The following is a 24,012-nucleotide window of genomic DNA, read 5'->3' on the forward strand; positions in this document are numbered from 1 at the left end:
AACCGTTCAAATGCCTGAGCCTTCTAAAAACTAAGTCTTACATTGGATGTGATCTAAGCATGGCATCATTAAAAATACGATTTACGTACATATCCGGAAGGTGCATCAATTGAAACATCAAATTTTAAAATTTGATTTATATAAACTGCTAAGGCAAAACATATAAACTTTCGACCAGTTCCTACGAAAATACTTGCATTTCTAAAACAGTTGATTGAAATTAGTCAATATAACCGTGAAATGAATCGTTCAAGCTTGTGTTCTTCGATTGTCGTTAAGTTCAATTTGAAAGAAACTCTAGGAAAATACAGATTCTGTGCCTGGATCAGCTTGAGCTTAATTTCAATATAGGTGTATCTACTTAGTTGTTAATTACTTCTCATCTTTATTTATATCAAGAGAGTGCAAGGCAATTAATTTCTTTTTAATTGCTTGGATAACGACACCAGGAAGAGACTGCAATTTCGATATTGTCACGACTGTATCGAATCTGTTTCCACTAGTCCTTAAGTCATCATCCATCGCTGCTCTATCTGATTTTTACCCCTTCGAATACCGTTCTTTGACCGGAACTCTTCCCATGGTTTTAGCAGGCACTATTACACAAAAAACATTACATCCGCTCACGTTGCTAGCTCAGCTTGTCGGGCGTCAAGTGAGTGGCGAACTCTTGGTGGTTTCCAATGATGTTCGTTGGTCTCTATGGCTACAGCGGGGTAAGCTCCTGTTTGCAACGAGTTCTCAGAATGGATTCGATGCACTGAGATTTGAAGGACGCCAGCTGTTTCCTGACGCAATTTCCGATTTGGTTCTAGCCCAGCTGCAGCTCTACCATCGGCAATATACGCACCAGGGCAATGATTTGACTGCTGACTATCGAGCTATTCGTTGGCTCGTAGAGCAAGAGCACATCACTTTTGACCAAGCAGGGCAGTTTATTCGTGCTTTGGCAGTGACTACAGTCACATCGCTACTAAGGGTTAGCCGAGGCAGCTATGAGGTTAATAACTTTAGCAATATTGTTGATTACCCAGCTTTTTGTACGCTAGATATTCGTACATTGGTTGAGCAATGTCATCAAGAGGCAGAAACCTTTTCATCCAAGCGGAATACGCCACCTCCTGTTAAACAACAGGAGGTCGTTATGCCTGAGCCAGGAAACGTTATTGATCAACTGGTTCAGCCAAAGAGTGATATTGATACCCTGCTCAATCAGGCGTCGTCTTCCAGCACATTTGGGTCCTCTTTACAGGTACTGAGCCCTGATACGTTTAATCCTGCTCAAATGGTTGCAGGGGGTGGATCTCCTTCGTATCAGCTCGTTTGTATTGATTCTGATAGCCAATCCTTGCGGGAGCTGAGAGAGTTTCTAGAAGACACGGTCTTTTCCATTACATCAGTGGATGACGTGGCTACAGCCGTAGCAGACCTGGCAAAGTGTCAGCCTGATTTGATTATGCTGACCACTGCGATGGAAGGTTTGGACGGATTTGACCTATGCTCTCACCTGCGTCGGCATCCCCAGTATAAGGATGTACCGATTATTCTGATGGCTAGGAAAGCCAACCTTATTGGCCGTATTCGCGCCAAACTGTGTGGTGCTTCCTTTTATATCAGTAAGCCTATCAATCGTACAAAGCTGATGGTGAAGCTTTTCACCCTGCTGGTTTAGGCAAAAGCGTTGTAATGGAACCATAAGGGGGTCCCAGGTTAAAAATCAGAGTATTAAGGCCAGAGGGCATCAACAACAATGATGTCCTCTGGCCCTTTACTGTGAGGGGGCAAATCTTCAGGTATCAGGGGCACCTATTGGTTTAATGGGATGTCCAGCTGGTGAGTTGCTCTTGAGGATTTCGATGGGCTGTACTATGTTGTTCCACGGGCTCAATCGAGTGAAAATGATTGTAGTCCACGACAGAGCGACCTTTATCATTGGTTGAAATAATATCTACGAACTTATGATTCCAGTAGATGTCGTATGCACTGAAAGAGTGGCGTGCGTGGATTGTCTGGGATAAAGTTTCATCTAAACCGGTGAGGGTAACAATAATCTCAGCTCGGTTTTGGCGTAATGTTTCTGGGGTTTCACCATAGAATGGGCTATCGCTGGTCAGGCGGTGCATGGCGGTCCAGGAGAGGCTAAATACGGGTGTATGGGAACGGACCAGGGGGAGATCGTGGAAGCGGCGAATGTACTCACCTTCTTCAGTGGTTTCATCCCGAACGAGGGTAACCCACAGCTGCGCCTCTAGTATGTAGTTACGGCGCTCATTGGCAGTGCGAAACATCAATGTGGGGACGCCATTAAAGGGGGCTACCACTGCGACACGACTATATAGAATTCGAGCGGTGGGCAGGGAGAAGCGGGCAAATACCAGCCCCGTAGTGACCGCGATGAAAAACACACCAAAAATTGCCTCGATCACCACTAGCCAGTGGGTGTATGTACTGGTGGGGTACATGGCACCGTAGCCGATGGAGGCCATGGTCTGAACGCTGAAGAAAAATAAGTCCTGAAAGTGACCATCTCGAATGTTTGCGATCGCATTCGCATCCAGACCATAGGCCATGGCAAACAGACTATTCACCAGTAGATAGCAACCGCTGACCAGCATGATAAAAGCCGGCCAGGAAATGGTCAGTAAGATGTGATAGAGGTCTCCCCAATGGGAATGGGTTACCCCAATCCGCTCAATATTGGGGTAACGTTGTTCTCGGTACAGCAGTAGCCGTCTTGAGGCACGACGAAGTCGAGGTTTTAGCATACGGTCTTAGCGAGATAGGACTAGGAGGACATCAGGATTTGTTACAGCCAGATACGACAAACATAGGGCATGGGACAACTACAGCCACATGTCGCAGGTTGAACAATATGGGTTAGCCCTATTTGCTGTAAGAATGCCAGGCTGGAACCAGGTTTTATTAGAGGTAACAGCTGGAAAATATGAGCATTGATGGCAAGCGCTTAAGCCAATTAAAATAGCTCAATCCGGAATGTGTTACAAATTTTCACGCTTTGTTTCCGCTTATTGTAGCTAAAACCGATTGCTTTCCCAGTATTCGTTTATCGATTGGTTCTAATCTTAGGACAAAACACCTGAAACCATAGGTGGGTGTCCAAGGATCACGCCAAGGCAAAGTTGCCCCCATACCAGCTTTAAATAGCTGATATTTTTACGTAATTATGCGTGCTGATATTGACGAAGGCTTATATTCCTTAGGCAGGTGATTTAATAGACATATCGCGCATATCGGAGAAAATCTGGGCGTAATTTCACTTAGCCGGATGTTGTATTTGTTAGAAATGATGACATTAGGACAACAAGCCATGAGCGTTTCGGTTTTTTTGCCCACCATTCGTCATACTGCTCGCCTCAGTGTCAAGCTGCTTGTGGGTGTCTGGTTGTTAAGCTGTGTGCCTGCTATGGCGCAGATTCCAACCCGATTTGATGGGTCTGTTTTAATTGCCCAAAGTCGGCTCCGTCTTCGGGAAGGCGATCGGGGCCCTGCTGTGCTAGAGCTGCAGCGACAGCTAAACAGTATCGGGTTGTTTCCTGTTGCCATCAATGGCGTATATGGTCCAGCCACTACCCAAGCAGTACGACAGTTCCAACGTATTCGCCGTCTCGATGTGACCGGCATTGCTGATGCGGAAACCTTAGATTTGCTCGGGGTTGACCTGTCGCGTTTACCTGTCGGCCTATCCCATCCTGTGCACGGGGCAATTAGTTCTGATCGCATTACGCCTGCTTCCAGTCGAGACGATGTGCGAATTCTACAGCGAGTACTCAGAACCTTTGGCTTCAATCTGGAGGCAGATGGTGTTTATGGCGCTCAGACTGAGCAAGCGATCAGAACCTACGAGCGAACAGCAGATCTACCGGTTGATGGCATTGCCGATCGAACCACCTTGATCGATATGGGATTTAGCGCCGGTACTACTGGGGACAGCTCTATTCGTGATGCTGACAGTAGTCGGTCTCCTCGGGGACGTTATGTTGCCGCGATTATTGCCGGTCCATCTCAGCTAAGTAAGGTTCAAGAAGATTTTCCCAATGCCACGGTGGAGCGGAATAATCTAGGCGAATATATCAGCATTGGACGCTTTTTCGACCAGTCCGATGCTGGTACTTGGGCTGATTTCGCCAGTGACCTTGGTTATGACGCACGGGTGCTGCGGGATTAAATGGGAGTGATTGCCACGCTAATCAGTACAATTTCGGTGATCATCCGCTAATATATACGCCATCCAGCTGAGCGGGACTGATATCCACTGAGCTGGCATGAGCGTATATGGCTGAGCAGCTGTTTGTACGCTGAGTTAGCATCTGTCGCATTATAGTCAGGGATTATTGTGATGCCTAAGTTACTGACAGCTGTCGTCGTTAGCAGTATTTTTCTACTTCTAGGGTCGCCTGGTAATGCTCAGCAGCGCTTACCACCCCCACCAGGACCACCGCCACTGCCTAGTCCTAGTGGGGTGCCTCGGTCCGTGACGACACCTTCCCTTGGGCCGGGTGATTCGGGCGAGGCCGTCGCTGCATTGCAACAAGCTTTGAATCGTAACGGGATTGAAACAGGTCCGGTCGATGGTGCCTATGGCCCCATGACCCAGGCTGCTGTGGCAGAGTTTCAGCAGCTGTACGATTTGCCGGTGACCGGTGTGGCTGGCCCACAAACCCTCGATATCCTGGGGCTCAACCCCAATACAGTTGATGTGGTCGTAGAAGATGGTCGCAATGGTGGCAATGAGCAGGGAGATGATACGCCCTATGTGGCTGCCGTTATCGAGTCACGTAGAAAGTTAGGACAAGTTCAACAATCCTTTGGCAATGCCACCATAGACTATGTACGTCAGGGTGAGTTTATTAACATTGGGCGTTATGGCAGTCATGCTGATGCGGTTGCCCGAGTGCGGGAAGCTCGCCGATTAGGATTTGAAGCTCGCGTGCTTTATCAGCGATAAAGCCTTTATCGCTGATAAAGGCTGCGATAAAAGCTGGGTAAGCTCCCTCCGGGCTTGATTCTACGCTGATTCTACGATGCCCAGTGCCTGTCCTAGGCTGGGTATGGGCGGGCATTGTTGTACGTAGTTGTAATACACCTCCTGGGATCGCTCTAAATTGAGATTGAGTCCCAAGTTAGTTCCCAAGACAATTAATCGTTTAATGCCTTGAATAGCAATTGGATTGACGGCGAGGGTACAGGCTTGATGCGTCGCATCAGTTTCAATCTGCAATGTTTGACGTAGAGCTTGTAAGATTAAGCCCTCTAAAATCGGTGTCGCTTGGGGTAGGGTGAGGTGACATCGCAAATGATTGGCTTCAATAGCGATACCCTCTAGCTCCCCTAGATAGCCTGTGCTGATGGCTAAAATGTGTTCGTCAATATCACTAAGGTCTTGTTCTAAACGTCGTAAAACGTCGATAACACGGTGGCTAAGGGTGATTTCGGCAGCTACCTGTAGTTCTCGGGGAACATCCATGCTTTCCCGATGAAAAGCCATGAGCACGCCATAGTTTTCCCGATAAATTTGGGTATACAGCTGGTTAAGCTGATCCAAGGTATTTTGGCTCAGCAGCTGCATAATGTGCTGTCGTTCTTCACTAAACAGCTGTTGCAAGTTAAAGGTGTACTCTCCAAACTGAGTCTGGATGGCATCAATTGTCTGGACAATGCTGCCCTGGGCAAAAATTCTGAGTACGGCTTCTTTAGCCCGGGCATAGGCAATTCGATTTTTGAAGGGGCGAATGCCACACAGGAATTCTTGGCCCCCTAGATGACATACGGCAAAGGTATAACAGCCCTTTGCCTGGGTGATTTCTGACACAATGGTCACCTGACCCAGGGCTAGGGTGAGGGCTCCCATGGTCTGTTTTTGATAGTCCTGGTGCGTTAGCGTATGGCAGTACAGACGCTGTTCGCGGTGATAGGTGTGAAACAAGGAGGACATTGCGTAGTGGGCCACCACCTGCTCGACACTGATGCGGGCAGGGCGTACCTGGGCTCGATAAACCCCAGCACCATCCCTAAATAGGGGGATATTGCTGGGGGCCAGGGCTAGCTTGGCAATAAAGTCTTCTTCTAGCGACTCACCGCAGATTTCTTCCGCTAGTTCAATGGCACGGGCTGCGTAACGGAGCACCTGGGTGCCTTCTGGACGGGAAATTTCTTCAAAGAACCAACCACAGCTGGTATACATCAGCATGGCATGGCGCTGCATCTCTAAGAGAGACAAAGCATCTGTGCGTTCAACCTGTGTCAGCTCATGGTGCTGATGTTTGGCGAAAAATTGTTCGATGGTGAGGGGGGTGCGATCGCAAATAATATTGATATAGCTATCCCGTGCCGCCCAAGCATCCTTAAACAGATCTTCCCCAGTAATTTCGTAAATCTCGATCAGCTCATCCCTCAGCCAATCTAGGGCCTGACGCAATGGGGCACGCCATTGTTGGTGCCACTCACCACCGCCACCGCAGCCACAGTCACTTTGCCAGCGCTCCACACCGTGGGCACAGCTCCAAGCCGTGACCGGTTTCAGTTCCAACTCCCAGGTGGGGGGAAATAGGCTGAGATACCGGGCATAGCTAATGACATTCCAACCCCGATCCATAAACTCATGTTGCAGCGCATAGGCTAAGGCACGTTCTGCCCCACCACGGTGGTGACCAAAGGTTTCTCCATCGGTGGCGACGGAAATTAACTGAGCCCCTTTGCGCTCGCCACGAATGGCCTGGCCGATGCGGTCTGCAAAGGACTGGGACGATTGCAAAATATCACTAAAGCCCATGTCCCCAGAAATCGGCCCGTCGTAGACAAAAATATCAATGTAGTTTTGCCCTGCCGGTAAACCTGGCACAAAACAGCGATAGGGACGGGTGGGATCAATCTGGCCGCCACCCACCTGATGCCATTCTCCGGCGGCCTGATCCCCAGTTGCCATCTGACGGCAACGCTGTACCTGGGACGGAGCCACAATGGTGAACTTAATGCCCTCTTGGATTAAGACCCGCAGTGTATCTTGGTCAATCGCTGTCTCCGCCAGCCACATGCCTTCGGGATCACGATTAAATCGCTTACGAAAATCTGCAATGCCCCATCGCACCTGGGTGAGCTTGTCACGTTCGTTGGCCAGGGGCAGAATGATGTGGTTATAGACTTGGGCAATGGCATTACCGTGGCCGTTATTGCGATCGCAACTGCGTTTATCAGCAGCCAAAATTTGTCGGTATGTTTCAATATCGTGGCGAGCTAGCCAGCTCATCAGCGTAGGGCCAATATTAAAACTAATAAACTCATAGTTGTTGATAATTTGCAGTATCTGGCCCTGGTGATCCATGATGCGGGCAAATGCATTAGGGCGATAGGACTCACGCAAAATCCGTTCATTCCAATCATGGAAAGGGGCTGCACCTGACTGTCGCTCAACTACTTCTAGTGAGGGATTCTCTCGAGGCGGCTGATAAAAGTGCCCATGAACACATACATATACTTCAGACGAGGGCACCTCAGATGAAAGTACCTCAGACGACGGCATCAACCCTTGATTATCAGAGAATGATGTCGTCACAGAATGGGAATTAACCATGTTATGTGACACTGCACTATAGACAAAAATCTTCTAAAAAGAGACTGGCGATAGACTTTCCCTGGGATTCACCATATCCAGAGTGATTAGCCTTGAAAACTCAGCCTACATACACTAGCTAGAGTAATCGCCTGCTACGATATCAGGACCATGTATAGTCCAATGACACTCTAACGAAGGTAGGATTTCTGATCCAGCGTCGTTACGTTTCTCAAGGCAGTGTTACGTAAAAAAATATTCTCTATGCCTAATTTTTTCTGTTGTTCATTTTGTTGTGACGACATAACACTTTTTTCATGAGAGTGAGAATTGTTTAGGCATTATTGAGGCTACATGACGGTTCCATTCCTTATTTAAACCAATAAAGAAACCTGAGCTTTCAACCGTTGCTTTTGAAAACCCAGGCGATTTGGACAGTGCTGATGGGATGCATCGTTAAGACAGATGTACACCCAAGTAAGTTTTAGATAGATAGTTGGCAAGACGCTTCACGTTATTCTGCACGGCTGGGCGTACACTTTCTCCTGATCTGATCCCTAGAAAATTGGCAAAATCTTCATCAGACAGGGTGCCATTTTGATGCTGTCTAAATGCATCAATAACTGACAGTAGCTCATCGTTAGAAAACTGGTAGCCCATGGATGCGGCTAATTCAATCACTTTAGGAGCCCGCTGGCTAAGGGCTAACGATTCTTCGGGATCAAGGTTGACGCTGGAACTAATGTCGCCGTCCCCGCAGCCAAGCAATTGCTCAAGCTGCTTCTGGAGTGCGGTATTGCCAGCGGTTTTCTGCATAAACTGCAGAACATTATGGGTAGTCATGGTTAGCATTAGGGTAGGTTGTTCAATTGATCTAGTGAAAAGTCCCCCACGAGTTAATACTCCAAAAGGTCTATTCACATCACTAGCTATAACAACTCTGCCCCGCAGCTAATGTTAACAAAAACAGAAATTTTACCGAGCACCGCCAGAACGTGTACGTCTGGGCTTGCCATTGGGCGCAGGAGCAAAGCGATGGCGGTTACGACGTTTGTTACGTTTGTTGTGAGCCAAATAAGCCATGGTGCAGAGTCCTTTAACTAATATTACAGGTGCTGTCAGAAAGCCAATGGCCAACGTGGGTATAAAACGCTGGTTGTGATTTCTCTGTATTGGTTTCTTCAGAGACCCTGTTCGGAATTCCGCACTTTTCTAATCAAATTCCCCTTAACCTTAAACAGTGAACTCGCTGCTTCACCCTAATATTTTTTTAGGATATGTAGGTGTGCATTGGGCTCACCGCAGCCCTATAAAATGTGATGGGATCAAACCCAGTGCCTAGCATTAATGGTTCCACACACTTAAAATCCTATCTATAATTAATTTCGTATAAGACCCTACTAACGATGTCATGCTCGATCTCGTCGTTCTTGCTGAGAAACTTAAAACTGGCGATCTCAAAGATAAAAAGCTATCGCTGGCAGCTTTGCGAGACGTACCGGGGCCGGATGCATTAGAGCTGATTAAGTTGGTTCTGGATGATGATAATCAGCAGGTTCGCTCAATGGCAATTTTTGCGTTGGGTGTGAAGCAGACTGACGAAAGTTTTCCCCTTTTAGTCAAAATCTTAGAGTCTGATCCAGACTATGGAATCCGCGCAGATGCCGCAGGTGCCTTGGGCTATTTGGAAGATCCCCGCGCATTTGAACCCCTGATTCATTCGTTCTATGAAGACACCGATTGGCTGGTACGTTTTAGTGCAGCGGTATCCTTGGGCAATCTCAAAGATCCCCGTGCCCATGATGCTTTGATTCAGGCTCTCCACAGTCCAGAGGTGATTTTGCAGCAAGCGGCCATTGCTGCCTTTGGTGAAATCGGTGACCTGGAAGCCCTGGATGAAATTTTGGCGTTTGCTCAATCCGACGATTGGCTCGTACGCCAGCGATTAGCCGAAGCCTTAGGCAATATGCCTAGCGAGAAGGGGACATCAGCCTTACGATATTTGGCCAAGGATAGCCATCCGCAAGTGGCTGAAGCAGCAGAAATTTCATTAGATCGTCTAGCTGGACGTATTGTGGGCTTGGAAGGCCGCATCTAGATTCGACGTTGAGCCTAGTTATGCTCACGTTGGTCATGCTCATGTGAACAAGGTATCTAGCTCGCTGTAGTCGGGTAACGTTGTATCAATTTGTTTCCCTTGGTGGAGTACTACTCGATCCCACTGGGCCCTGGCTACTAATTCATTCAACGTCCGGGCCTTAAAGCAAATTAGACTGGCCCAATTGCCGGGGGCTAACGTTCCCATATTGGCTAGACCCATGAGTTGGGCAGGGCGACTGGCTAGACTTTTGGGCCAGTGGGTAAATGGACGATCGAGGTGACCAATGCGAGCTGATTGTTTAAACACCTCTAACCCATCATGATCGCCATAGGCATAGAACGGATCTCGGCAGTTATCGCTAGCAAGTGCTACGGGTATGCCGTAGTGATGCAGTTCATGCAGGATGGTCACCCCACGGTAGCGAGGCGTGTAAGCAGGCCGGCGATCTTGCAGATACAGATTACACATGGGCAGGCTAACAATGCCGATATTGGCAGCTTTGACCAGTGAGAGGGTTTTTTCGACGACTTCAGGGGACTGAACCGATAGGCTACAGCAGTGACCACAGGTAATTGAGCCTTGAAAGTCATGGCGTAATGCGGCTTCTGCCACATAGCGCAGGGTTATATCCTCTGGGTCGAGGCTTTCATCTGTATGGAAATCGAGATTCAGACCATAGCGTTTGGCCAGGGTAAAGACCTGATCTAATTGGGCGATGATGTCTTTATTCATGTAGGCTACGCCGCCGAGGATGCCGCCAAAATTGGCCACTAGCTGAGCTAAAGGCTCACCGTCGGGGGTAAGGAAATAATCGAGGGATACGAGGCAGACAGCTTGTAAGGTGAGCCGATCGCTCCACTGACGTCGCAGCTGGTCAAATACGGTGAAATTGGTTTTGCCTAGGGGGCCAAAGCTGTCTAAATGGGTGCGAATAGCCTGGGTGCCGTGGGCATAGCTGCATTTCAAACCAAATTCCATGCGCTGATACAGTTCGTCAGGGTGCCAGTTGCCATGGTCCTGTCGTACAGTGTCTAAGGCTCCCATAAATGTGCCGTTGGGGTTAGGGCAGCGTGGCCAGATATGCCCCTTGTCCAAATGGGTGTGCATATCAACAAAGCCAGGCCAAATTAAACCTTGTTGTAGATCTACTTGTCGTTCTATGGCCGGTTGGGAGGGGAAATCTGTTGTGTCCGTTGGCCTGATACTTGCGATCGCTCCCCCCGCACCTCGACATCCACCGCCACTAGGTCTTCTTGATGCGGCACTGCCTGTAAAGATGGCATTGGCTTGAGGTCCGTATCATTCTCTAAAAAACAAACCGGTATTCGACCATTGGCTAACCAATAATGGTCTTCATCAGGAATAGCAACAAATCCAGTTTTAGGCATCATTCCGTATTCCGTTCCCCACTCCCTATTCCCCATTTTCAGTAGCTAATGTCGTTTACGTTAATTTTCGCGCCGAACCGCGCTCTCATGCCAATGCCGGAGCAGGCGATCAGACAGAACCGTTAACCCAACAAAAATAGCCACCCCTAGCACTGTCGTCATTAACAGAGCGGCAAACATGCGAGGAATTTGCAGGTTAAAGCTAGAAATTAGGATTTGATAGGCAATGCCAGAACGGGTGCCGCCAGTACCCGCCACAAATTCAGCGACAACTGCTCCAATTAGGGCGAGACCGCCGCTGATGCGCAAACCCCCTAGAAAATAGGGTAAAGCACTGGGTAAACGTAGATGAATTAGGGTTTGCCAGCGAGACGCTCCATAGATTTCAAACAGATTCTGGAGGTTGTGGTCAGCGCTGTTGAGGCCCAGGGTGGTGTTAGACACAATGGGGAAAAAGGCCACAATCCAGGCGCATACCACCAGGGCCATAAAGGTGTTGTTTTGTAGCCAAATGATAATTAGGGGTGCGATCGCAACAATTGGCGTTGTCTGCAAGATCACCGCATAGGGAAAAAAACTGCGCTCCACCCACTTGCTTTGGGCAAATAAAACAGAAATCAACAAGCCTGAAATCACAGCAGCTAAAAAAGCCATCACGGTGATTTGAACTGTGATCAACAGTGATGGGAACAAATCTCCCCATTCTTCTATGAGAGTTTTGATCACTAGCCCTGGCCCTGGTAAGAGATAGGGTGGAGTATGGGTGGCGCGGACAAAAATATCCCAACCAATGACGGCTGTAATGCCTACCAATGCTGGAGCTAGCCAACTCCACACAGCTGCTGGTTTTCTCTGCTTAAACACCTGTTTTTGATTCCCTCTCTGATGTACGCTATCCTACACTCACACCTTCTTCTTGCGATAGAGCGGCCATAATCTCGCGACAATAATGATTAAACTGTGACGATGTGCGAAACGAATCTGTTCTGGGATAGGCTGCTTCAATGGGAATATCTGCCACAATTCGTCCAGGGCAAGCGGCCATAACGATAACCCGTGTGGAGAGATAGACTGCTTCATAAATATTGTGGGTGACAAATAAGACGGTCCAATGTTTGGCTTCCCATAGATGCAGCAGGTCACTGTTCAAACGGCTACGGGTCATTTCATCCAGGGCACCAAAGGGTTCATCCATTAGCAGTATTTGAGGTTTAGTGATCAGTGCTCGGGCAATGGATACGCGCATTTTCATCCCCCCTGATAGCTGGCGAGGATATCTGTGTTCGCAGCCGCAGAGGTCAACGGTGTTGATGGTTTCTTGAATGCTTGCCCGCACAGAACGTAATGACTGCCCCTTTAGCTTGAGAGGGAGATGAATATTGTCCACAACGCTGGCCCAGGGCATGAGGGCGGGATCTTGAAATACAAAGGCTAGATGCCGCTGCTGGCTAGGGTCTTGCCAGTCTATAATGCCGCCTGTGGGGGCACCCAACCCGGCCACTAAACGCAGCACGGTGCTTTTTCCACAGCCCGATGGCCCCACCAGGCTAATGAATTCCCCCGGTTTGACATCTAGATTGAGCCCCTGCAAAGCGACTGTACCGTTTTGATAAACTTTATCGATATCCTTAAGGGAGAGCAGGGAGGCCGGCATAGGGGTTGTCGTGAATCGTCGAATTCTAGGGTAACGGCTTTGGTGCGATCGCATCGCTATTTTTGCTACTCTACAGAGGGAATGGGTGCAAACTTGAACCCTAGCCCCTGATTAATCATTGAGACAGCGGGTATTATGGGCCTAGAATTAAGCTGCTATATGGGTACTGACCTGTAGATATGAGCAATGGACTATTTGCCTGGCGTGTGGGTTTGCTGGGTATGCTCGGGTTTTTGGTATATGTTAGCCCTAGCTATGGCCAAAACGTAGTTTCCGATGGAACGGTGGGTACGACCGTTTCAGGCAATGCTTCTTTTATAGTCACTGGAGGTAGTCAGCAACTGACCACACTGTTCCATAGTTTTCAAGAATTTTCACCAAACACAGCTGATGTTCTATTTCAGTTAGATGGCACTCAGCGTACTGTAGATGTTGTTATTAGTCGCGTAACCGGTACAAATCTCTCTTTGATAGATGGACGATTACAGCTAACTGGTGGTAACAATCCAGATTTCTTTCTGATTAATCCCAACGGCATTACCTTTGGCGCTAATGTAGAGTTGTTGTTGCCAGGCTCATTTTTTGCCAGTACAGCAGAAAGTGTTTTATTCAATGGTGGTCTGAGTTTTAGCAGCCGTGAGCCTGGAGATGCTCCTTTGTTGTCAGTGAGTGTGCCAGTAGGCCTACAGTTTGGCAATGTTGCGAGGCCAATTACTGTGGAGCAAGGAAGTCTCATGGTTAATCCAGGAGAATCCCTAGGATTTTTAGGGGGAGATCTTCAGTTTACAGAAAGTCTCTTGAGTGCCCCTGAAGGAATGTTATCTCTAGGTAGCGTAGCCTCCGGTAGTCAAGTTGGTCTGGATTTAGATACTTTTTTGCTGGCCTACACCCAAGCAAACTCTTTTCAGGATATTACCCTCGACCAAGGCACCTATGCTGATGTCAGTGGTGATGGCGGTGGTAGATTCCAAATACAGGGGCGTAATGTGAGGTTACTTGGTAATGCTACTTTGGAAGCCTCTAATCTGGGACCAATCGATGGTGGAACGGTGACCATTCGAGCGTCTGAACAGTTAGAGGTGACGGGTACAAATAGCCGTGATATTACCAGTGCTATCTTCGTGAATGTTTTTGATGAGGGACGAGGTAACCATTTGGTGCTTGATGTCAGTCAGTTATTACTGAGTCAAGCCGCTTGGATCATCACCGATACTGAGGCTTCAGGTGTTAGTGGTGGTATGACCATCAACGCAAACGAGATTTTTCTTTTGGGTAATCCTGACGGAAATGAAGCTGCAACTGTTCTTAGTTCAGGCACGTTTGGCACTGGACGAGGAGGAGACATTGAAATTACTGCTGATCAATTAATTGCTCAGGGTATTTCACGGTTGACTAATGATGTGTTTGGAGTAGGGTCTGATGCTGGAAATGGGGGTGATTTAAAACTGAATGTTGGCTCTTTAGTCCTACGTGATGGAGCCCAGATAGGCACAGGACCGCTTCAAGGGGCAGGTGGTGATGCTGGTGAGTTAGTCGTGGTGGCAACAGACTTCGTGGAAATCACTGGATTTAACACATCTGTAGCGGGACCTTTGTCAAGTGGTCTATTTTCTACGGCTGAACCTGGCTCCACTGGTAATGCTGGCAACTTGAGTATCACCACGCCGCGATTAAGTGTTGTGCAGGGGGGTAAAGTCGCTGTCAACACAGTTGGAGATGGGGATGGGGGAAATATTACTATTCGAGCAGATGAAATAGACGTTGCTGATCCGATTATAGATTTTACTGGGGCAGTCAGTGGTTTAGTGGCCAATGCAGTGACTGGTTCGACGGGCAATGGTGGGTCGTTAGATATTGAAGCAAATCGCTTAACTGTGTATAACGGTGGGCAAATTACAGCGTCTACGGATGGAACTGGTAATGCAGGAAGCGTAACGATTCGTGCCGATGACATTGAGGTCATAGGACAATCGACAAATGATTTCCTGGGTAGCGCCATTATGTCTGGTTCGAGAACCAGTGCCGATGCGGGTTCAGTTAATCTCATCGGTAACCAGATTACGGTTCGTGATGGGGGCAGTGTCTCAGTCAATAGTCTTGATGGCGGTGCTGCGGGTAACTTAACGATTTCTACTGAGAGACTCTCTCTGAACAATGGCACCCTTCAAGCTAAGGTAACTGGAGGTAATGAAGGGGATCTCAACATCATGGCAACTGACGTTATCTTGCTGCGTCAGAATAGTCAAATTATTACCAGTGCCACGGGCATGGCAACCGGGGGAAACATTACCCTAACGGCTCCCGTGATAGTTGGTTTAGAGAACAGTGACATTGTTGCCAATGCAGTATTTGGAAGTGGTGGCAACATTGATATTACGACCAAGGGGCTGTTTGGGTTAGTGTTCCGTGGGCAACTCACCCCAAATAACGACATTACCGCAAGTTCTGAGTTTGGTCTTAGTGGTACGGTTGCCATTAGTAACTTTGATGTCCAACCAGATGCCGGTTTGGTAGAATTGCCTGCAAGCTTGGCTGATACGAGTAACCAGGTTGCTCAAGGATGTACGGGGGGGAGTAATCGGTTTGTTGCCACGGGGCGAGGGGGCGTTCCTGTGGTCCCGACTGAGAATATGAGTCAAGCTCTCACCTGGACTGATACCCGCGACCTCACTGCTTTTCTCAACCCCACCCAGGGTGACGTGCAGGTTGAGGTACCGGATGTTTCCACTGAGGCGACATTAGCGGAGGCCAATGTCTGGTACAAGAATGAGCTGGGTCAAGTTGAGCTAGTTACAGCTAATGCCACTGTTCCACCCAATTTCAGGGCTACCTGTTCATTATCGCCTCGTTAAATTATGGGAGAAAAAGGATGCTTTTATCTGCTTAACGCTATTGTTGCTTTAGGAAAATTCTGGTTGCATTAGGGCAAAAGTCAGGCTATGGCGCGTTTGTCTTTCTACTTTAAAGGACTCCGTTGGTTTGGGATTGGGGTATTGGGATTTTTGGGGGCAGTTGCGATCGCCCTTGGCCCCCTTGTTTTACCTGTTCCAGCCGTGACCGAAGATGTACCCGCTGCGTTGCAGATTGCCCCTGAGACAGACCCCCTGGCTGCCGGACGCACTTACTACCGCTCAGGACAGTTCGCCACTGCTGTTACACAATGGCAAATGGCAGTCCAGCAGGCTGCTCAGCAGGGAGATCTAGCCCGTCAAGTAATGGGCTGGAATGGGATTGCCTCTGCCCATCAAGCGCTCAATAACTGGGACCAGGCCCATCAAGCAATTGAAAATAGTCGCACGTTGCTAGAGCGCGCCTCCCTTGCAGAACCCATTCTTTGGGCTCAAACTCTGAATACGCAAGCCAGCCTGGTCCTTAACCATAGTGGGCAGGCTAAAACAGCTCTAGAGCTGTGGCAAAAGGCGGAGACGTACTATCTCCAAGTCGGTGACACAGCAGGTGTGTTGGGGGCTCGCATTAATCAGGCCCAGGCATTACAAACGTTAGGGTTTTACCGACGTGCCAAGCAACAGTTGCAAACCATTACGCAACAGTTGGATACGATGCCTGATGGTGAGTTAAAAATTGCAGCACTGCGCAGTTTGGGGCAAGCGTTACAGCTGATCGGTTCTCCCCAGCAGAGTTATAACGCTCTGGCCCAAAGTCTTGAAATTGCCCGCGATTTAGAGGCATCTCAATCTGAACTCAGTTCTATTTTCTTAAGTATTGGTAAATTGGCCGCCAGGATAGAGTCACCCCATAAGGCACTAGAGTACTTCCAGGCTGCAGAGGACGCGGCGCTCACTCCCCTCGATCAGCTCCAGGCTCGTTTAGATAAACTCTCCACCTATATTGAACTTAACGACACCATCGCGATTCCAAAAATCACAGAGCAAATTCAAACACAGCTTGTTACCCTGCCCCTGAGCCGGACAACCATATACAGTACGGTGAACCTGGCTCACCACCTGGCCCGCCTCCCCCGCGATGCTCAGCCCCTATCTGCACCTCAAATACATCAGCTATTGACCAATGGTGCTCAAGCCGCAAACGTACTCAAAGATCAGCGTGCAGAAGCGTATTCTCTCTTTCAGTTGGGACAGCTTTATCGTCAGAACCAACAATCTACCGATGCCCTTAATCTGACCCAAAAATCCCTTGCTATAGCCGAATCAATTCAGTCAGTAGACATCATTGCTCAGTCAGCCTGGCAACTGGGAAAGCTATTTGAGCAGCAGGGAGAATTACAATCATCAATCGAAGCTTATACCAAGGCTGTGGAAGCCCTTCAGCTTTTAAGAGGAGATCTACTAGCGATCAATCAAGATATTCAATTTTCTTATCGAGAGCAGGTCGAGCCCGTTTATCGAGATCTTGTTTCCCAACTCCTAATAGAAGGTAGTCAGGACTCTTTAGAAAAAGCACGACTCGTTTTAGAAAACCTGCAGATAGCTGCATTAGATAATTTCTTCCGGGAAGCTTGTATCGACATCGAGAGTAGTAACGTGGAGCAAATTGATCCCAACGCTACAGTTGTTTATGCCATCATTCTGGATGATCGATTGGCGGTCATTTACTCTCAGTTCGAGCAGCCGCTGCAAGTTTACGAAACCAAGATTGAATACACGACTCTTGAGGTAACACTGCGTTCATTTTTGGCGAGCTTACATCCATCTACCGATTTCCAGGAACAGTTAAGCTATGCTCAAACCCTGTATAGCTGGTTGATCCGTCCGGCAGAAGACGCTGGTATCCTCAAGTCGGATCAAACACTGGTATTTGTTTTAGACGGTCTGCTACGCAATTTGCCCATGGCCGCTCTCCACGATGGACAGCAGTACCTAATTGAAAAATATGCTGTTGCCCTATCCCCTGGTTTAAAGCTTCTACCTGCTAATGCATTAGATAGCCAAGATGCTAGGGGGATTGTTGCTGGTATTAGTCAAGCTCGTGGCCGTTTTGCTGCATTGCCTGCAGTTAAAGAAGAGGTGGCCAATATCAGTAAGCTATTTCCGTCATCTCAGCTATTAGATCAACAGTTTACGCGTCAAGCTTTACGCGAAAGCTTGGCCGCTCGCCAAGTCAATATTCTTCACTTGGCAAGTCATGGTCAGTTTAGCTCTGATTTTAGCCAAACTTTTTTCCTAACCTGGGATGGGGCGATCAATATCAATGAACTGTCGGAACTCCTGGAACGTAGAGAAGCAGACCGTAGTCAGGCGATTGAGTTGTTAACCTTGAGTGCCTGTGAAACTGCTACAGGGGATGATCGGGCCTTGCTAGGTTTGGCTGGATTAGCAGTGCGCTCGGGGGCCCGTTCCACGTTGGCCACACTTTGGTCTGTTAAGGATGAAGTGGCTAAGCAGCTGATGATCGATGTGTATAAAAATTTAGGACAATCTGGACTAACTAAAGCAGAAGCCCTGCGCCAGGCACAATTAAACCTTTTAAACAAAAAAGACTTTGCTGATCCCTTTTTCTGGTCAGCCTATGTACTCATCGGTAATTGGCTCTGAGGTGAGTCTGTTAAAAGAAGACGAGAAACTTCCGTGGATTTGCGTAAAAACTGCCCATGCTTTTTCACAACAGTCTTTCCGTGGATTTACGGGGAAAGCCCATGGCAAAGGTTTTTCTGATAATCTTTTTATTACTTTGCGCCGTAAGGTGCTGAAATAAATAAGGGTAAATGGTTTCTTTTTTATTAAAATTGACAAAGACCTGTCATGGATGACAGCGATATTGTTGCTAAATAGTTACAATTTCCATTAGAAATCTGTTTATTAAAGAATTGCTCTAGCTCTAGTTGACGTCTTGGTGCTTGCATATAATGCATATTTTTTGAAAGGAACCTTAAGCCTCCAATTTTGATGCGGTGTGCCGAAGGTCAGTCATGCTTTTGGTGCTTTCAGAAGGGGGCATCTGCAAGATTGTGTTCCTATGGATCATTACTTCAGAAATCTTACTGGGGGTTGAGTGAGGCTGATGACTATGAAGTGTGGCGTGTCGATACGTTTGGTCAGATTCGCTGGGACGGTTCTAGGTGTCTGGCTAGTCACCCTAGCGCCAGGCTTAGCCGTGACCTTTATTCCTCCAAGTGATAACACCGCCCCCCATCAAGCTGATGGGGGGGCTTCCCGTGGTAGTATTCGATTTATTCCGCCTCAAGATAATTCAGCACCTGCAAATGCAGATGGCGGTGCGACGCGCATTGGTTTTATTCCACCGCCAGAAAACTCTGCCCCTGACCAAGCTGCGAGTGGCGCGTCTAGAGTAGGGGATGCTGAAGATATTGCACTACTATTCTTGCCAAATGGTGGCACAGTAGATGAATTCGCCCATAACAACAATGGGACTGCTATGTTGGCGGTAACCCCATCAAGTCTTTATGGCCTTACTGTTTCAGCGCGACCTACAATCATGGCTTATTTGCCTGAAACTGAGGCTCATACTGCAATTTTTAGTCTTAAAGATGAGACGCAATCCGTCATTTATCGTCAGGTTGTTCCTCTGAATGAGGCTGATGGCATTTTAAGGATTACTCTGCCAGAGGGGGCTCCAGAATTATCCATTGGTGAATATTATCAATGGTATGTAACGTTGCAAACGGGCAAATATATTAATCCAGGTAGTCCCTATGTGACAGCTTGGATTAAGCGAGTTGATATGGCCTTGGTGCTGGCTCAGGCAGATTGTCCTACGCAAGATGGTTTAGCTAAAGCTAAGGCATTAGCCCAGGCTGGTATTTGGTACGATGCTGCTGAGCAACTGGCTGCACTACAAATCAACTCTCAAACCCAGGCTGATACGGCTACTAATTGGACTGAATTCCTTGGATCGGTTGGTTTAGATGTACTGTTAGAGCATTCTTTTCTTTAATTAACCCGCAGCGTATATTATCTGTTAAAAATGAAGTCTAAACTTTGCTGGTGAAGGGTGTGTGTCGATCATCATTGACTGATTGAGACAGCAAATCTTGAATACTTCATAACGTCTGCATGGAGTGTAATTTTGACAGATAGATTAATCAGTACGTGTTTTTAATTGCCCTGAGACAATTTATTCAACAAGCTAAGCCCATTTGGCTTGTGGCACCCAGCGTGGCAGCTATTGTGATGTTTGCTAATGGGTTTGGTCTACTAAATTTGCTGGAATGGACTATACGCGATGAGTTCTATCGTCGTCGTTGGTTAGGGCCTACTGACGAGCGGGTAGTGGTGGTCACCATAGATGAGCCAGATATCCAGGCGTTGGGGCACTGGCCGATTACTGATGAAGCTTTGGCCCAGGTGTTGAACAATATTCGAGCTCAACAGCCTCGAGTGATTGGGTTAGATCTTTATCGAGATTTACCAGAAGAACCAGGGCACCAACAATTATTGGATGTTTTTAAGACAACGCCTCAACTCATTGGTGTTGAAAAGGTGTTTGGTACGCAGGTAGCCCCTCCACCGATCTTGGCAGACTCTGGCCAGGTGGCTGTTGCCGATTTTGTGGTAGACAAGGATCAAACAATTCGACGTATTTTAATCGTTGCTGAAGATAAACGAACGTCTGTTATTAAAACTGGGTTGGGTACTCAAGTCGCCCTTAATTATTTAGAAAAGGATAATATTTTTCTTGAAGCTATAAATGCTGAGCGCCAGCACTTTCGGTTAGGGCAGGCTGATTTTTTGCCAATGGTGCGACGGACGGCAGGCTATACCCATAGTGAACTCGGGGGCTATCAAATTTTGATGGGTTGGCATGGTCCCAGTCAGCGATATCAGCAAATTTCAATTATGGATGTGCTGGCTGGTAAGATTCCTGAGAATTTGATGCGAGATCGCATTGTCTATATCGGTTCAGTGGCAGCCAGTACTAAGGACTTTTTTGGTACTCCCTACAGTAATAGCTTCATGCCTACGGATCAGCGTATGGCTGGTGTGCTTGTCCATGCCAACATTACCAGTTATCTATTAAACATTGCCCTGGGACAGCGACCTTTATTGAAGGGATGGACATGGGAGTATCAATGGGCCTGGATTATCCTATGGTCCTTATTTGGAACCGTGGGCAACTGGTTTTTGGAAACCTATAATCATCAAGAAAATCGTCAGCAGCGCTGGTTTTTAATGCCAAGCATTGTCACGGCAATGGGTACTGTGTTGTTGCTGGGGGGAAGTTATGTCAGCTTTCTGCTGGGATGGGTAGCCCCTGTGGTATCACCGATGGCTGCTTTGGTGGGTAGCGCGATCGCAACGACTAGTCGCTTTAAAAAGCATCGGTTACAGCTCACAAATCAACAATTAGAATTTTCTAACCAACAGCTTTTGGATTATTCGCTCACCCTGGAAACAAGAGTAAAGGAGCGCACCCAAGAACTGGCTCAAGCTAAACAGGCTGCTGATAGTGCTAATCAAGCAAAAAGTGAGTTTCTAGCCAACATGAGCCATGAGTTGCGTACTCCCCTTAATGGCATTTTGGGATATGCCCAAATTTTGCAAAACTCACGGACGTTAACGAACGAAGAACACAATAAAATTTCAGTTATTCATCAATGTGGCAATCATTTGCTTACTTTGATTAACGATATTTTGGACCTTGCAAAAATTGAGGCACGTAAGCTTGAACTGTTTCCCAAAGATGTGTATCTAGAACCACTTTTATCTGGTGTGGCTGAGATGTGTCAAATTCGGGCCAGTGCCAAGCAGCTGGCTTTTAACGTTGACTTTGATTACCCCCTGCCTCAGATCGTGCGGATTGATGAAAAACGATTTCGCCAAGTCTTAATCAATTTGATGGGCAATGCGATCAAATTCACCGATCAAGGCAGCGTTACTTTCAGAGTAGAACAATTGGATAATCTCCATTCTGGTCATTCACCAGAGCTACCTCACAGTTGTCGGTTACGCATATCGGTTGAAGATACGGGAATTGGCATCATTGCGGATCAATTGGAACAGATTTTTAGACCCTTTGAACAGGTTGATAATAGCCAGCGTAAGTCAGAAGGCACAGGTTTAGGGTTGGCGATTAGTCAACAAATTGTCAATTTAATGGGTAGCCAACTTCAGGTGCGTAGTACTCCAGGAGAAGGCAGTCTATTTTGGATGGACTTGGAAATTCCTGTATTGGACTATGGCGATGGTAATAACCCTATAGCTCTAAATCACACCATTGTTGGTGTTAAAGGGAAAGTCCCCAGTATTTTAGTGGTTGATGACAGTGCAGAAGACTCTAACCTGTTGTTAGATTTTCTTGATTACATGGGATTCCAAGCCCATAGTGTTGATAATGGTCTCTCAGGCTTAGAGTTTGTCAAACAGCAACCCCCTGATCTGATTATCACTGACTTGATCATGCCAAATTTAGATGGCATTGAATTTCTTCAGCAGTTACGCCAGACACAAGAACTCAATACCATACCTACTATTGTCATCAGCGCTAGTGTTTTTGAAGCTGACCGCCAACGAAGTTTAGCTGCTGGAGCTAATGTTTTCTTACCCAAACCCATTGATTTAGATGCTTTAACAGAAACACTAAAAACACTACTCAACCTACAGTGGATATATGATGAGAGCGATTGTAATAATCTTACCCTTGACACACGTCAGCCTGCTGACATAGGTGTCCATATACCTGTTTTAATTCCCGATGCTGTTTTAGATGAGCTCTATGACTGGGCGATGATGGGGAATGTTCAAGATATTGAACAAAAGCTAAAGACCCTAGTGGTGACAGACGCTCAATCACAACAGTTAATTAACACCCTAAAAAAGTTGGCTGAAAATTTTCAAATTTCAGAAATCAAACAACTATTGCAAGTTCACGTGTCATCGAGAAGATTTTTATGAGTGTCTCCTGTGATAAACCAGTGCGGATCTTGCTTGTGGACGATAAACCCACAAACTTAAAAATGCTGTCCGATGCGCTAAAAGGTAATGATTGGACGATGCTGGTTGCTACTGATGGAGTATCTGCCATTGAACAGGCTCAATATGCTCAGCCTAGTCTCATTTTACTGGATGTGATGATGCCAGGTATTGATGGTTTTGAGACCTGTCAGCGGCTAAAGACTAACGCTAAAACGAAAGCAATACCCATTATTTTTATGACCGCCCTCTCGAATTCTGACTATAAAGTGCGCGGGTTAGAGATGGGGGCTGTAGATTATATCACTAAACCTTTTCAGCAAAAAGAAGTCATCGCTCGCGTCAAACTTCATTTGCATTTGAAATTTCTGGCTCAAGAGTTAGAAGAAAAAAATAAATTGTTAACCCAGGAGATTACTGAAAAAACTGTGGCAGAATCTCGGCTGCAACAATTAGCTCAAGAACTTGAACATAGGGTTGAGCAACGTACGGCTGAATTGTCAGATTCCCTAAACAAATTGCAGCAGGCTCAGTTACAGCTAGTCCAAAGCGAAAAAATGTCGGCATTGGGGAATTTGGTGGCAGGTATAGCCCATGAGCTCAATAACCCCATTAGTTTTTTGCAAGGTAATTTAGGGCCCCTCCAAGAGTATATTCAAGATCTGTTAGCTTTAGTTGAAGCGTACCAAAAGACATTCCCAGAGCCAGGGCAGGCCATTCAAGAGCAGATTGAAACAATTGAATGGGACTTTTTACGTCAGGACTTAGAAAAGATTTTGTCTTCATGGTTCACTGGCATGGAGCGTATTCATAATATTAGCGATAGTCTTCGAACTTTTTCACGGGCAGACAAAGAACATAAGGTATTGTTTAATGTCCATGAAGGTCTTGATAGCACATTGCTAATTCTGAGGCATCGCCTCAAGGCCAATGAAACTAGGCCAGAAATCGAAGTTAAGAGACATTACCAGAATATTCCGGAAATTGAGTGTTTTGCGGGGCAACTCAATCAGGTGTTTATGAATCTGTTAGCCAATGCCATTGATACGTTGGATGATGTTAATCAATCATCCAGTTGTGACATGGGTCAATCCCGAGTAAATCTGATAACTGTCAGCACTGGCTTGGCAGTAAATAGTAATAATATTGTGATAAAAATTGAAGATAATGGCGCAGGTATGGATGAAGCGATCAAACCACGCATTTTTGATCATTTATTTACAACCAAAGAGGTTGGTCGGGGGACAGGTTTGGGCTTAGCTATCGTGTGGCAGATTGTAGTTGATAAGCACGGTGGCTCTATTGATGTGACATCTACTTTAGGACAGGGAACGTGTTTTACCCTGATGTTGCCGCTCCAATCTGGAATAATTTAGCTAATGAAAGCAGATTAACGTTGTTGGTAGGCGATATTGATGCCATTGGAATAGGTTCGTTGACATCGCTTCTCTGTT

General features: G+C 47.0%; 15 protein-coding genes and 1 pseudogene. 10 read left to right on the forward strand and 6 right to left on the reverse strand.

The annotated features are described in order from the left end of the window. Positions 1-580: 580 nt before the first annotated feature. Positions 581-1,672 carry a response regulator gene (locus U2F10_RS15850; protein WP_163667279.1) on the forward strand — a complete coding sequence of 364 codons (1,092 nt, stop codon included), beginning with the start codon at positions 581-583 and terminating at the stop codon, positions 1,670-1,672. Positions 1,673-1,814: 142 nt separating this feature from the next. Here the strand turns inward: U2F10_RS15850 and U2F10_RS15855 are convergent, their stop codons facing one another. Continuing rightward, positions 1,815-2,765 (reverse strand): ion channel, encoded by a 951-nt coding sequence (locus tag U2F10_RS15855; protein ID WP_250565074.1) that lies wholly within the window; start codon positions 2,763-2,765, stop codon positions 1,815-1,817. A 563-nt stretch (positions 2,766-3,328) separates the two neighbouring features. Here U2F10_RS15855 and U2F10_RS15860 point away from each other — a divergent pair. Further along, positions 3,329-4,186, forward strand: a complete 858-nt coding sequence (locus U2F10_RS15860; RefSeq protein ID WP_499872697.1) for a peptidoglycan-binding domain-containing protein — start codon at positions 3,329-3,331, stop codon at positions 4,184-4,186. A 171-nt stretch (positions 4,187-4,357) separates the two neighbouring features. Continuing rightward, positions 4,358-4,966: a peptidoglycan-binding domain-containing protein gene (locus tag U2F10_RS15865; protein ID WP_163667285.1), complete on the forward strand. Its 609-nt coding sequence runs from the start codon at positions 4,358-4,360 to the stop codon at positions 4,964-4,966. Positions 4,967-5,026: 60 nt separating this feature from the next. Here U2F10_RS15865 and U2F10_RS15870 read toward each other — a convergent pair whose 3' ends face one another. Both U2F10_RS15870 and U2F10_RS15875 read right to left on the reverse strand, forming a co-directional pair. After that, the gene (locus U2F10_RS15870) at positions 5,027-7,588 is read right to left on the reverse strand and encodes a DUF3536 domain-containing protein (protein ID WP_499872699.1); all 2,562 of its coding nucleotides are present in this window, start codon (positions 7,586-7,588) and stop codon (positions 5,027-5,029) included. 435 nt (positions 7,589-8,023) lie between these two features. After that, on the reverse strand, positions 8,024-8,410 hold the full coding sequence (locus tag U2F10_RS15875; RefSeq protein ID WP_163667291.1) for a Nif11-like leader peptide family natural product precursor: 387 nt from the start codon (positions 8,408-8,410) through the stop codon (positions 8,024-8,026). A gap of 568 nt (positions 8,411-8,978) precedes the next feature. Here U2F10_RS15875 and U2F10_RS15880 point away from each other — a divergent pair. Next, positions 8,979-9,665, forward strand: a complete 687-nt coding sequence (locus U2F10_RS15880) for a HEAT repeat domain-containing protein (protein ID WP_163667294.1) — start codon at positions 8,979-8,981, stop codon at positions 9,663-9,665. 39 nt (positions 9,666-9,704) lie between these two features. Here the strand turns inward: U2F10_RS15880 and U2F10_RS15885 are convergent. The 3 genes and pseudogenes from U2F10_RS15885 to U2F10_RS15895 all read right to left on the reverse strand — a co-directional run bounded on the left by U2F10_RS15885 (position 9,705) and on the right by U2F10_RS15895 (position 12,710). Then, a pseudogene (locus U2F10_RS15885) lies at positions 9,705-11,059 on the reverse strand (cytosine deaminase). Positions 11,060-11,116: 57 nt separating this feature from the next. After that, positions 11,117-11,920, reverse strand: a complete 804-nt coding sequence (locus U2F10_RS15890) for an ABC transporter permease (protein ID WP_499872701.1) — start codon at positions 11,918-11,920, stop codon at positions 11,117-11,119. A 28-nt stretch (positions 11,921-11,948) separates the two neighbouring features. Further along, positions 11,949-12,710: an ABC transporter ATP-binding protein gene (locus tag U2F10_RS15895; RefSeq protein WP_163667304.1), complete on the reverse strand. Its 762-nt coding sequence runs from the start codon at positions 12,708-12,710 to the stop codon at positions 11,949-11,951. 179 nt (positions 12,711-12,889) lie between these two features. Between U2F10_RS15895 and U2F10_RS15900 the strand changes: the two genes are divergently transcribed. The 6 genes from U2F10_RS15900 (at position 12,890) to U2F10_RS15925 (ending at position 23,934) form a co-directional block, all read left to right on the forward strand. Beyond that, positions 12,890-15,562: a two-partner secretion domain-containing protein gene (locus tag U2F10_RS15900; protein WP_499872702.1), complete on the forward strand. Its 2,673-nt coding sequence runs from the start codon at positions 12,890-12,892 to the stop codon at positions 15,560-15,562. An 87-nt stretch (positions 15,563-15,649) separates the two neighbouring features. After that, entirely contained in the window at positions 15,650-18,223 is a 2,574-nt protein-coding gene (locus tag U2F10_RS15905) for a CHAT domain-containing protein (RefSeq protein ID WP_499872704.1), read from the forward strand. After that, the gene (locus U2F10_RS15910) at positions 18,198-18,383 is read left to right on the forward strand and encodes a hypothetical protein (protein ID WP_499872705.1); all 186 of its coding nucleotides are present in this window, start codon (positions 18,198-18,200) and stop codon (positions 18,381-18,383) included. Before U2F10_RS15905 ends, U2F10_RS15910 begins: the two co-directional genes overlap by 26 nt. 306 nt (positions 18,384-18,689) lie before the next feature. After that, a complete protein-coding gene (locus tag U2F10_RS15915) occupies positions 18,690-19,583 on the forward strand; it encodes a DUF928 domain-containing protein (protein ID WP_499872707.1) in 894 nt (297 codons plus the stop codon). A 221-nt stretch (positions 19,584-19,804) separates the two neighbouring features. Further along, positions 19,805-22,540: a CHASE2 domain-containing protein gene (locus U2F10_RS15920; RefSeq protein WP_499872709.1), complete on the forward strand. Its 2,736-nt coding sequence runs from the start codon at positions 19,805-19,807 to the stop codon at positions 22,538-22,540. Continuing rightward, complete coding sequence (locus U2F10_RS15925) at positions 22,537-23,934, forward strand: sensor histidine kinase (protein ID WP_499061732.1); 1,398 nt, start codon at positions 22,537-22,539, stop codon at positions 23,932-23,934. Before U2F10_RS15920 ends, U2F10_RS15925 begins: the two co-directional genes overlap by 4 nt. Positions 23,935-24,012 lie beyond the last annotated feature (78 nt).

Source organism: Leptothoe sp. EHU-05/26/07-4 (genome assembly GCF_043421015.1).
Lineage (GTDB): Bacteria > Cyanobacteriota > Cyanobacteriia > Phormidesmidales > Phormidesmidaceae > Leptothoe > Leptothoe turfae.